This is a genomic window from Limnohabitans sp. 15K (assembly GCF_002778285.1).
In the GTDB taxonomy this organism is placed as follows: domain Bacteria; phylum Pseudomonadota; class Gammaproteobacteria; order Burkholderiales; family Burkholderiaceae_C; genus Limnohabitans_A.
On the sequence record NZ_NESM01000001.1, the window covers coordinates 25,284 to 37,138 of the forward strand.

Below are 11,855 nucleotides of genomic sequence, written 5' to 3' on the forward strand. Positions count from 1 at the left end.
TTATTTTTTGAGGCCTTGCAGTTTGGCAAAGGCGCTGGCCATGGCCGAGCCCGAACCGGCTGCGGGGGGCGAGGTGTAACCTCCGCCACCACCACGCTGGCGGTTGTCCCGCCCTGCCCCTTCAAACTTGTTGTCTCTTGGGCCATCGCGTCTGGCGGGCGCAGCGTCGAGCTTCATGGTCAAGCTGATGCGCTTGCGGGCCACATCGACTTCGAGCACCTTGACCTTGACGATGTCGCCGGTTTTGACCACTTCACGGGCATCGGTCACGAATTTGTTGGCCAGCTGGCTCACATGCACCAAGCCGTCCTGGTGCACGCCCAGGTCCACAAACGCGCCAAACTGGGCCACGTTGCTCACGGTGCCTTCGAGCGTCATGCCTTCTTTCAGGTCCTTGATGTCTTCCACGCCATCGGTCAGGCGTGCGACTTTGAAGTCGGGGCGCGGGTCACGGCCGGGTTTTTCCAGCTCGCCCAGGATGTCTTGGATGGTGATGGCACCGAACTTGTCGTTGGCAAACAGCTCAGGCTTGAGTGTTTTGAGCACATCCGATCGACCCATGATCTCTTGGATCGGCTTGGCAGTTTTGACGATGATCTGCTCGACCACGGGGTAGGTCTCGGGGTGTACACCCGTCATGTCCAGCGGGTTGTCGCCGCCGCGAATGCGCAAAAAGCCTGCGCTTTGTTCGAAGGTCTTGGCACCCAGGCCCGTGACTTTGAGCAAGTCCTGACGGGTTTTGAACACGCCATTGGCATCGCGCCAGCGCACCACGGCCTTGGCCACGCTGCCCGACAAGCCGGACACGCGGGTGAGCAAAGGCACACTCGCCGTGTTCAGGTCCACGCCCACCGAGTTCACGCAGTCTTCGACCACGGCGTCCAGCGTTTTGGCCAGCTCGCTTTGGTTCACGTCGTGCTGGTACTGGCCCACACCAATGGCTTTGGGGTCGATCTTGACCAACTCCGCCAAGGGGTCTTGCAAGCGCCGGGCAATCGACGCCGCACCGCGCAGGCTCACGTCCACATCGGGCATTTCTTGTGAGGCGAATTCGCTGGCGCTGTACACCGAAGCGCCGGCCTCGCTGACCACGGCTTTTTGAATTTCCACGCCATCGCGCAAACGAGCCAGTTGCTTGATCAGGTCGCCCGCCAGCTTGTCGGTCTCGCGGCTGGCGGTGCCGTTGCCAATGGCGATCAGGTTGACGTTGTGCTTCTCGCACAACTTGGCAAGCGTAAAGAGCGAGCCCTCCCAGTCCTTGCGGGGCTCGTGCGGGTACACGGTGGAGGTGTCGACCAGCTTGCCGGTGGCATCGACCACGGCCACTTTCACGCCCGTACGGATGCCTGGGTCCAAGCCCATGACCACGCGGGGGCCTGCGGGCGCGGCCAGCAGCAAATCGCGCAGGTTGTCTGAGAAGACCTTGATGGCGACTTTTTCGGCCTCTTCACGCAAGCGGGTGAACAGGTCACGCTCGGTCGACAGGCTCAGTTTCACGCGCCAGGTCCAGGCCACGCATTTGCGGATCAGGTCGTCCGAGGGGCGGGCCGCATGGCTCCAGCCCAAATGCATGGCAATCTTGCCTTCGGCGATGCTGGGTTTGCCGGGTTCTGGCTTGGAACTGGAACTCGCCTCCGGCTCGGGCAACACCAATTTGGCGTCCAGCATTTCCAGCGCACGGCCACGGAACACGGCCAAAGCCCGGTGCGAGGGCACACGGCCAATCGGCTCGTCGTAGTCAAAGTAGTCACGGAACTTGGCCACGTCGGCGTTGTTCTCGTCCTTGCCGTCGGCCAGTTTGCTTTTGAACAGGCCTTCGTTCCACAGCCATTCGCGCAGGGCCTGCACGAGTGACGCGTCCTCGGCCCAGCGTTCGCTGAGCAAATCGCGCACGCCATCCAGCACGGCGGCGGTGGTGGTGAAGTCAGCGCCTTCAATCGCGCCTGCAGCCAGCACAAAAGCGGTGGCTTCGGCATGCGGGTCCAGCGTAGGGTCGGCAAACAGCTTGTCGGCCAGCGGCTCCAACCCAGCCTCGCGGGCAATCATGCCCTTGGTGCGGCGCTTGGGTTTAAAGGGCAAATACAGGTCTTCGAGCTCTTGCTTGGTGGGGGCGGCATCGATGGCAGCCAGCAACTCGGGCGTCATCTTGCTCTGCTCCTGGATGCTCTTGATGACTGCAGTGCGGCGGTCTTCGAGTTCGCGCAGATAGCCCAAGCGGGATTCGAGCTCGCGCAGCTGGATGTCGTCCAGCCCGTCGGTCACTTCTTTGCGGTAACGGGCGATGAAGGGGACGGTGGCACCGCCATCGAGCAAGTCCACAGCAGTTTTGACCTGGTCAGGTCGGATACGGATTTCAGCGGCCAGTTGGGCCAGGATTTTCGACATGGAGTTGGACTTCTTTCAAGCAAGCGGGCGAGTTTGCCATAAGGCAGGGCACGCATGCCTGGGCTGTGCAGGGCTTGTCAGCCGCCGCAAAACAACAAAATCATCATTTACTGCGCAACCAACTGATAGAACTTACATATTAAGACGTTAAAAACTGTAAAATAATTACAAATTAACAGTTTTGCCATTAAAAGTAGTTTCGAGGGACCGTGTCAATGAATGCCATGAATCACCAACGCAAAGCCGCATGGATGCTGCTGTCGCTGGTTTTTACCCTGCTGGCCGGCTGCCAGACCCTGCCCGGCAACTTGCCCGCGCATGAATACGAACCCTTCAAGCCCTTGGCCGTTGAAAAACGCCTCATGAACGAAGTGCGCATCCGCTGGGAAGTGCGTGAAGACGTGGCCCAAGTCTGTGCCAAAGCCATCCAGATGGGCAAGGAACAGGCCTACATCACCCCACCCATGGCCTGCGCCGTTTGGGGGGTGCCCAAACAAGAATGCACCGTGATCACCGGCCCCAAGCCCACGCATGTGGCCTTAGGGCATGAAGTCCGGCACTGCTTTGAGGGGCGGTTTCACCGCTGATTCCCCCAAAAACCTGCCTGTTTAAGCGTTGGCCTCGCGCAAGGCCTTGCGCAAACCCTCACCCACCTCGGGTTTGGCTGCAAACGGATCGGGCGGGTTTTGGCCCATCACAATCGCTTCCATGCGGCTTTGCACGTTGCCCAAAGCTTGTGGGTGGCTGTAAATGTAGAACTGGTCATTGGCGACCGCATCAAACACCTTTTGCGCCACATCGGCGGCCGACACTTTGCCGCTGCCCACGGCTTTGTCGCTCTGCGCTTGGCCGATCAACTGGCTGGCGGTGGGCTTGTCTGCCGCCAATTCGGTTGGGCGGTTGCGGTGGCTTTGGCTGATGCCTGTGGGCACAAAGTAAGGGCACAGCACGCTCGCGCTGATCTGGTCAGACACCAAATGCAGGTCTTGGTAAAGCGTTTCGGTCAGCGACACCACCGCGTGTTTGCTCACGTTGTAGATGCCCATGTTGGGGGGCGTCAGCAACCCGGCCATGCTGGCGGTGTTGACGATGTGGCCTTGGTAAGCCGGGTCGGCCTTGGCGGCTTCGAGCATCATGGGGGTGAACAGGCGCACCCCGTGCACCACGCCCCACAGGTTGACGCCCAGCACCCATTCCCAGTCGGCGACCGAGTTTTCCCAAACCAAGCCCCCTGCCCCCACGCCTGCGTTGTTGAACACGAAATTCGGTGCGCCAAAACGGGCTTTGACATCAGCGGCCAACTGCTCCATGGCCTGGGCATTGGACACGTCGACCTTGCGGGCCAAGACCTGAGCGCCCTGCGCGGTCATCTCGGCGGCAGCTTTGTCAAGGGCGTCTTGTTGCACGTCCACCAGCACCAGGTTCATGCCCAACTTGGCGCCGATGCGGGCGCATTCCAGACCGAAGCCGGAGCCTGCGCCGGTCAAGACGGCGGTTTTGCCTTTGAAGTTCTCGATCATGGGGAAACCTTTTTCAATGTGAACCCGACACGCGGGAAATGAACATGGACAGTGCCCGCACGGTCATCTGTGCGGCGCAGCGTATAGCGGGTACGGGTCGCGGCCACCAGTTCGCCTTCGGTGGGCTCCAGACCAAAGTTGTCGGCGGCGATCACCACCTGGCTGCCCAGCGCGATGCCGTGCTCGTCTTGGAAGACCTCGCCCTGCACAGAAACGGGCGTTGAGCTGTGGGCCACTTGCAAGGCTTCTTCGGCGTTGCATTTGCCGGGTGTGCCGTGACCGATGGACTTCATGCGGGCCATCCAGGTTTTGACTTCGGGCGTGGCGTCCAGAATGCCCGCCAAGGCTGGCGTGCGTTCTTGGGTGAACCACAGCGGGTGGTAAGCCGCAAAGTCGGCCACGCAGGGCTGCGCGCCCAACACAAAGTCTTGGCCGTGCAGCATGTTGGCGATGCGCCGCAGGTAGCTTTTATAAGTGGCGGCAGCGTCGGTGGACGACATGCGCGCCGCGCCACTGCGCATGGCGGTGCGATCAGCCACAAAGGCCTGCACGCCCTCAGCGGGTGCGCCCGCAAAGACTTGCGCCACGCCCGCAGGCTGGAAGTTGTAGGCCATGGCCGCGGTGAACAAGGCCGTGTCGGCCCACTGCGTCACGATGCGGGCTGCGCCATTGACAGCGTCCGGGTAGAGCGTTGACATGGGTGCCAATTGCTCCAGCACATCACAAATCAAAGCGGTGTCGCAGTAGATGTCCGCGCCGATCTGCAGCACCGGGGTTTTGCGGTAACCGCCTGTGAGCGCGGTCAAATCGGGCTTGGGCATGATCATCGGGATAAACACGCTCTTCCAGGCCAGTTGCTTGTGGCCCAGAATCAGCCGGACCTTCTCGGCAAATGGCGAAGTCGGGTAGTGGTGGAGGATCAGATCGGACATGGGGCCTGGCCTCAGATCAGCTTGACCAGCTGCTTGCCGAAGTTCTTGCCTTTGAGCAAACCCAAGAAAGCCTCAGGCGCTGCCGCCAGGCCTTGGGCCACGGATTCACGGGGGCGCAGCTTGCCAGTGCCGATCAGGGTGCCAAGTTCTTGCAAAGCCTCAGGCCAGACTTCCATGTGCTCGCTGACGATGAAGCCTTCGATCTTCATGCGGTTGACCAAAATCAGCGCTGGGTTGCTCATGGGCAGTGGCGCGCCATCGTAGCCGGCAATCATGCCGCACACCGCAATGCGGGCAAACGCGTTGGTGCGCAGCATCACCGCGTCGAGCACCATGCCGCCCACGTTTTCAAAGTGGCCGTCGATGCCGTTCGGGCAGGCTTCGCGCAGCGCTTTGGACAGGCTCAGGTAGTCTTTGTGTTCTTTGTAGTCGATGCAGGCGTCAAAGCCCAGCTCATTGACCACGTAATCGCACTTGTCTTTGCCGCCCGCAATGCCGACCACGCGGCAACCACGGGCCTTGGCCAATGCGCCGTAAGCGCTGCCCACCGCGCCGCTGGCGGCGCTCACGGTCACGGTCTCGCCTGCTTTGGGGTTGATGATTTTGACCAAGCCATACCAAGCGGTCACGCCGGGCATGCCGACGGCGCCCAGGTAATGCGACAAGGGCACATGGGTGGTGTCGACTTTGCGCAGTGCGCCCAAAACATTGGCATCGACCACGCTGTACTCTTGCCAGCCGCCCATGCCGACCACTTGGTCACCGGCTTTGAACTTGGGGTGCTGGCTGTCCAGCACTTCGCCCACGGTGCCGCCAATCATGACTTGCCCCAGGGGTTGTGGCACGGCGTAGCTTTTGCTCTCGTTCATGCGGCCGCGCATGTAAGGGTCCAAGCTCATGAAGTGGTGCTTGACCAGCACTTGGCCATCTTGCAAGGCAGGAATGGGGGCTTCAACCAACTTGAAGTTGGCCACGGTGGCTTCGCCTTGGGGGCGGTTGTCGAGCACGATTTGGTGGTTGATGGTCATGGGTAAGTCTCCGTGTGTGTAAAGGTTCGAAAAATAAGTCGCGGTTAATCGGTGGACGGGCTTGGGGTGTCACGCCTTGCCACGTATTTGAAGGTGCCTGTGGCGGTGGCGCACAGCTGGCCTTCGGTGTCGTAGATGCGGCCTTCGGTGAAAGCCATGCTGCGGGTGCGGTGCACCAAATGGCCTTTGCCCACCAGCTTTTGCCCTGCAGGCACTTTGGCGGGTCGCATGAAGTTGGTTTTCATCTCGATGGTGACAACACCCATTTCTTGGTCCACGCTGCGCGCAGCCGTGGCCATGATCACGTCCAGAAAGGTCATGACCGCGCCGCCGTGCGTGACATCAAAAGAATTGAAGTGCTCGGGGCGTGGCGCGAAATGCAACTCGGACTCACCACCTTCGAACTTCTCGAGGGTGAAGCCCAAGTGGTCAACAAAGGGAATGTGGGCGCCGAAGGGGATGCTCATGTTCAAACTCAAGGCGAATTCAACCGCCGATGATGGCGCTCACGCCACCGTCGACCGCCATCCATTGGCCCGTGATGTGTTTGCCCGCATCGGATGCATACAACAGAGCCAGGCCCTTGAGGTCTTCGTCGTCGCCCAAACGGCGCAAAGGTGCGCCTTGGGCCAATTTGTCTGCGCCCATTTTTTCGAGCAAACCATAGGTCATCTTGCTGGGGAAAAAGCCTGGGCAAATCGCGTTCACGGTGATGCCATGCTCGCCCCACTCACCGGCCAGGGCGCGGGTGAAGTTGATCACCGCGCCTTTGGAGGTGTTGTAAGCGATGGTCTTCATCTCAGACGGGTTGCCTGCCAGGCCTGCGATGGACGCCACATTCAAGATGCGTCCTTTTCCACGCGGGATCATGCTCAGTTTGGCGACTTCTTGCGACAGGATGAAGTAGCCACGGACATTGAGGTTCATCACCTTGTCCCAGGCTTCAACCGGATGCTCTTCGGCCGCAGCGCCCCAAGATGCGCCCGCGTTGTTGACCAGAATGTCGATGGGCCCCATGCGCTCGATGGTCTCAGCAGCCAGGCGGCGGATGTCTTCTTCTTTGCCGCAGTCGGCAGCGATCCAGCGGGCATCAATGCCTGCGGCCTGCAACTCGGCAGCGGCTTCTTCGAGGTCTGCCGCTTTGCGCGAACTGAGCATGATCTTGGCACCGGCTTCGCCGAGGGCGTGGGCCATTTGCAGACCGAGACCGCGAGAGCCGCCGGTGACCAAGGCCACTTGGCCGGTCAGATCAAAAAGTTGTTGTGTGGTGCGTGCCATGAGGGATTCCTTTACTTCATCAAATGCTTGGCCAATGCCATGTAGGCGGGCAGCGAGGTGGGGTCATTGAACGGGTTGTTGGGCATGGGGAAGGACGCGAAACGGGCGATGACCATCTCAGCCTTAGGGTCCACATAGATGGCCTGGCCGTGGATGCCACGGGCCGAGTAAGCGCCATGTTCGTTGCCCGAGACCCACCACATGTTGCGGTAAGACCAGCCAGGCAAGGTGGGGTAAGTTGCTTGCGGGAAAGCGCTCTTGTCACCGCCTTTGGCGATGTCTTGCACCACAGCCGCCGGGATGATCTGCTGGCCGTTGAATCGGCCTTGGTTGCGCATCATCTCGCCAAAGCGGGCCATGTCGCGCAGGCTGGCATTGAGGCCACCGCCAGCAAACTCGGTGCCCAAGGAGTCGACGGCAAAGTAAGCGTCCTGCTCCGTGCCCAGCTTGCTCCAGATGCGTTCGGTCAGGTTTTGGCCCACGCTCTTGCCCGTGACGCGGCTGATGACCCAACCCAACACATCGGTGTTGACGGTCTTGTAGGCGAACTCGCCACCGTGCTCGCCTTGCTTCTTGATCGTGGGCATGAAGGCGTAGAAATTGTCAGGCCCTTGGTAACCCGGTGGCCGCGGGAACACACGCCCTGCGAACATGTGGGTCCAAATTTCGGACTTGGGGTCCATATAGCCTTCGGTGTACTGAATGCCCGTGCGCATGTCCAGCAGGTTGCGGATGGTGGCGTCACCAAAACCGCTGTCTTTGAGTTCGGGCACGTACTGGGCCACTTTGGCGTTTTCATCGAGTTTGCCTTCAGCCACCAAGATGGCACCAATCAAACCAAAGAAGGACTTGGTGACGGACATGGATATGTGCTGTTTGTCAGCACTCAAGGCTCCGGCATAACGCTCGTACACGACTTTGCCTTTGTGCATGACCAGCACACCATCGGTGTAGTTGGCATCAAAGGCCTGGCCCCAGGTCATGGGCTCGGTCTTGCCCAGGGGTGTGAAGCTCACGGCGTCCAAGTCTTTGCGCTCGTCCCCGGGCAAGGCCACGGCAGGTGTTGTGCCCCTGCTCACGTTGGTGGTGGGCGCGAGCTGACGGTAGTTGGAAAAGCTCCAGCGAAACTGAGGGAATTTGTAAAAAGAGCCGTCGTAGAACTGAATGACCTTGTTGGCAGGTGGCGGGGAGCCCTGCATCCAGCCCAAAGTGACCGGATCGGTCTGAGCCGCTGTGGGCAAAGCTGGCGCCTGGGCCATCAAGCCAGTGCTGAAGACCCATAAAGTCGAAGCAATGGCGCTGTGCAGAAGAGGTGTTTTTTTCATGTGTTGTCTCCAGTCAATGGTGAGGTCTGATGACCTTCTTTCAGAAGTTGTCATGCATACAGTCGCGGTCTCTGACATCCGCTTTCAGGAAAGGCTTCATGCCCACATATTGCGGGCGATTTGGACAGGCCGCTAGCACCTGCGCGTCATCCCGCAGCATGTGGCGGCCCCCAGGAATCGTGCAGGCCGCGCCCGAAGTGGGTCGGATCATCAGAAAGCATCTTCAGCCAATTCGGCGCAAGTCGGGTCGCGGCTGCTGACCACATTCAACCAAGCGCCGATCTTGGGCAATTCGTAGCGGAAGAAGTAACGGCAGGCCGCGCGACGGCCCTGCGCGGCAGGCGTACCGTTGCCCTCCAAGCTGGCCGCGACATCGAGCCAGATCCAGGCGATCACGGTGTGGCCAAAGGCCTGCAAATACGGCACGGCGTTGGCCAGGGCCTGCGCAGGCTCGGCACCGGCCCAAGCTTGTTGGGTGGCTTGACCGACTTGCTTCACAGCGTCACGCAAAGCGGCAGCTTCAGGGCCCCAATGGGTTTCTGCCTTGGCTGCGGTGGCCAGCATGCGCTCGGCCAGCAGCTGCAGGCCCCGGCCGTTTTCCATCAGCACCTTGCGGCCCAACAGGTCCATGGCTTGGATGCCGTGGGTGCCCTCGTGGATCATGTTGAGGCGGTTATCGCGCCAATATTGTTCGACCGGAAAGTCGCGGGTGTAGCCGTAGCCGCCGTGGATTTGAATGGCCAAACTGTTGGCCTCCAGACACCATTCGCTCGGGAAACTTTTGGCAATCGGCGTGAGCACTTCAAGCAGCAAGCGCGAAACATCGGCGTCTTCCGCCGTGCCCGTGTGTTGCTCGTCCACCAAACGGGCGCAATACAGGGCAAGCGCCAAGGCACCTTCAGAATAGGATTTTTGAGCCAAGAGCATGCGCTTGACGTCGGCGTGTTCAATGATGCGCACCTGCGGACGGCTGGCGTCTTTGCCCCCTGCTCCACTGGGTCGGCCTTGCGGGCGGTTCTTGGCGTAATCCAGGCTGGCGTAGTAACCCGCCATGCCCAGCATCGTTGCGGCCATGCCCACGCCGATGCGTGCTTCGTTCATCATGTGGAACATGCAGCGCAGGCCTTCGCCGGGCTTGCCGACCAGGTAACCCACGGCCCCGGATTCTCCGCGCACCGGGTACTTGCCCTCGCCAAAGTTCAGCAGCGTGTTGGTCGTGCCGCGCCAACCACATTTGTGGTTCAGGCCAGCCAGCGCCACGTCGTTGCGCTCACCGGTCAGTTGGCCATTCGTGTCCACCAGCTTTTTGGGCACGATGAACAATGAAATGCCTTTGACGCCCGGCACCAACTGGCCATTCGCATACGGGATCTTGGCCAGCACCAAATGAATGATGTTCTCGGAGAGTTCGTGCTCGCCCGAGGAGATCCACATCTTGTTGCCCTTGAGGCGGTAACGCGCGCCCAAAGCATCAGTTTCAAATCCTTCGCCATCGGGTGTGGCGCGGGTGGTGACGTCGCTCAATGAAGAGCCCGCTTGGGGCTCACTCAGGCACATGGTGCCCGAGAAACGACCCGAAAATTCGTTGAGGGCAAACACCTGCTTTTGCAAGTCGGTGCCGTGCACCATCAGCAAATTGGCATTGCCACTGGTCAGCATGCCCGAGCCGATGCTGACCGAGGCCATGGCAAAAAAGGCATTGGCAGCCGCCTCCACGGTATAGGGCAGCTGCATGCCGCCGATCTCATAGTCTTGCGCAGCACTGAGCATGCCGGACTCGGCATAGGCCTTGTAGGCGTCGTGCGTGGCTTGAGGCAGCGTGACTTTTTCGCCGTCAAAGTGCGGCTCTTGTGTGTCCACCAGGCGGTTGAAAGGCGCGTATTTTTCGCGGGCGATGCGCTCACAGGTGTCGAGCACCGCGTCAAAAGTTTCACGCGAGTGGTCGGCAAAGCGCTCCCGGCTTTGAAGGCTTTCGACTTTCAGCCAGTCGTGCAGCAAAAAATCAACAGTGGGACGCAAACTCATGGCAGAGGGCTTTCATCAGGTCAATGCTTGTGGGAGCGAGCCCCTGCTCGCGAAGCATACGGCCGCAGGGGCGGCCTCCCACACAAAAAAAGGGCAGAAGACATCGTGCCTTCTGCCCTGAATCACGTCAGCCATCTGAGCGACAGCCGGTGTCTTTTACAGCACTTCAAAAATGCCGCAAGCGCCCATGCCGCCACCAATGCACATGGTCACGGCCACACGCTTGGCACCACGGCGTTTGCCTTCGATCAGAGCGTGACCTGTCAGGCGTTGGCCCGACACGCCGTAAGGGTGACCCACTGCGATCGCGCCGCCATTCACGTTCAGTCGATCAGCCGGGATGCCCAGCTTGTCGCGGCAGTACAGCACCTGAACAGCAAACGCTTCGTTCAGTTCCCACAAGTCGATGTCTTGCACTGTCAGGCCCAGACGCGCCAGCGCTTTGGGCACGGCGTACACGGGGCCAATGCCCATCTCGTCAGGCTCGCAACCGGCCACGGCAAAACCGAGGAATCGGCCCAGAGGCTTCAAACCGCGTTGCTCGGCCAGCTTTTCGTCCATCAGCACACAAGCGCCTGCACCGTCAGAAAACTGGCTGGCATTGCCTGCGGACACCAAACCACCTGGCAAAGCCGAGCGCAGACCGCTGATGGCTTCCACGGTGGTGCCTTCGCGCAGACCTTCGTCAACACTCACGGTCACTTGTTTGGTGGTCATGCCCATGACCTTGTCGATCACGCCTTGCGTGACGGTGATGGGGGCGATCTCATCACTGAACTTGCCAGCGGCTTGCGCGGCACAGGCTTTTTGCTGGCTGGCCGCACCGTAGGCGTCCATCACATCGCGGCCGATCTTGTAGCGCTTGGCCACTTGCTCAGCGGTTTGCAGCATGTTCCAGTAAATCTCGGGCTTTTGCTTGGCCAGCGCCAAGTCTTGCATCATGTGGGTGTTCATTTCCTGCTGGACGCAAGAGATGCTTTCCACACCACCGGCCACATACACCTGACCCTCGCCTGCGATGATGCGTTGGGCTGCCAAAGCAATGGTTTGCAGACCGGATGAGCAAAACCGGTTCACGGTCATGCCGGACACCGAGATCGGCAGGCCCGCCTTGAGGGCCACTTGACGAGCGATGTTGGCACCGGTCGCACCTTCAGGTGTGGCGCAACCCATGATCACGTCTTCGACTTCGGCGGCATCAATGCCAGCACGGGCCACGGCGTGTTGCACCGCGTGGCCACCCAAGGTCGCGCCATGGGTCATGTTGAAAGCGCCCTTCCAGCTCTTGGCCAGAGGGGTGCGTGCGGTAGAAACGATGACTACATTCGTCATGATGAAAACCTTTCATGTGGAGAACCAGCC

10 protein-coding genes are annotated in these 11,855 nt (G+C 60.3%); 1 reads left to right on the top strand and 9 read right to left on the bottom strand.

Annotated elements, in window-relative coordinates; genetic code table 11:
- A complete protein-coding gene (locus tag B9Z40_RS00140) occupies positions 1-2,385 on the bottom strand; it encodes a Tex family protein (RefSeq protein ID WP_100171329.1) in 2,385 nt (794 codons plus the stop codon).
- A gap of 224 nt (positions 2,386-2,609) precedes the next feature.
- Between B9Z40_RS00140 and B9Z40_RS00145 the strand changes: the two genes are divergently transcribed.
- Positions 2,610-2,972: a hypothetical protein gene (locus B9Z40_RS00145; RefSeq protein WP_233204741.1), complete on the top strand. Its 363-nt coding sequence runs from the start codon at positions 2,610-2,612 to the stop codon at positions 2,970-2,972.
- Positions 2,973-2,993: 21 nt separating this feature from the next.
- Here B9Z40_RS00145 and B9Z40_RS00150 read toward each other — a convergent pair whose 3' ends face one another.
- The 8 genes from B9Z40_RS00150 to B9Z40_RS00185 form a co-directional block, all read right to left on the bottom strand.
- Entirely contained in the window at positions 2,994-3,905 is a 912-nt protein-coding gene (locus tag B9Z40_RS00150; RefSeq protein ID WP_100171330.1) for an SDR family oxidoreductase, read from the bottom strand.
- Positions 3,902-4,837: a glutathione S-transferase family protein gene (locus B9Z40_RS00155; RefSeq protein ID WP_100171331.1), complete on the bottom strand. Its 936-nt coding sequence runs from the start codon at positions 4,835-4,837 to the stop codon at positions 3,902-3,904. The genes B9Z40_RS00150 and B9Z40_RS00155 overlap by 4 nt, the downstream gene beginning before the upstream one ends.
- 11 nt (positions 4,838-4,848) lie before the next feature.
- A complete protein-coding gene (locus B9Z40_RS00160) occupies positions 4,849-5,865 on the bottom strand; it encodes an NADP-dependent oxidoreductase (RefSeq protein ID WP_100171332.1) in 1,017 nt (338 codons plus the stop codon).
- Positions 5,866-5,909: 44 nt separating this feature from the next.
- Positions 5,910-6,332, bottom strand: coding sequence for a PaaI family thioesterase (locus B9Z40_RS00165; RefSeq protein WP_100171333.1), 423 nt, complete (start codon positions 6,330-6,332; stop codon positions 5,910-5,912).
- Positions 6,333-6,351: 19 nt separating this feature from the next.
- Positions 6,352-7,143 (bottom strand): SDR family oxidoreductase, encoded by a 792-nt coding sequence (locus B9Z40_RS00170; RefSeq protein ID WP_100171334.1) that lies wholly within the window; start codon positions 7,141-7,143, stop codon positions 6,352-6,354.
- Positions 7,144-7,154: 11 nt separating this feature from the next.
- Positions 7,155-8,468 (bottom strand): serine hydrolase, encoded by a 1,314-nt coding sequence (locus B9Z40_RS00175; RefSeq protein WP_100171335.1) that lies wholly within the window; start codon positions 8,466-8,468, stop codon positions 7,155-7,157.
- 210 nt (positions 8,469-8,678) lie between these two features.
- A complete protein-coding gene (locus B9Z40_RS00180; protein WP_100171336.1) occupies positions 8,679-10,493 on the bottom strand; it encodes an acyl-CoA dehydrogenase in 1,815 nt (604 codons plus the stop codon).
- A 156-nt stretch (positions 10,494-10,649) separates the two neighbouring features.
- Positions 10,650-11,825, bottom strand: coding sequence for an acetyl-CoA C-acyltransferase (locus tag B9Z40_RS00185; RefSeq protein WP_100171337.1), 1,176 nt, complete (start codon positions 11,823-11,825; stop codon positions 10,650-10,652).
- Positions 11,826-11,855: the final 30 nt, after the last annotated feature.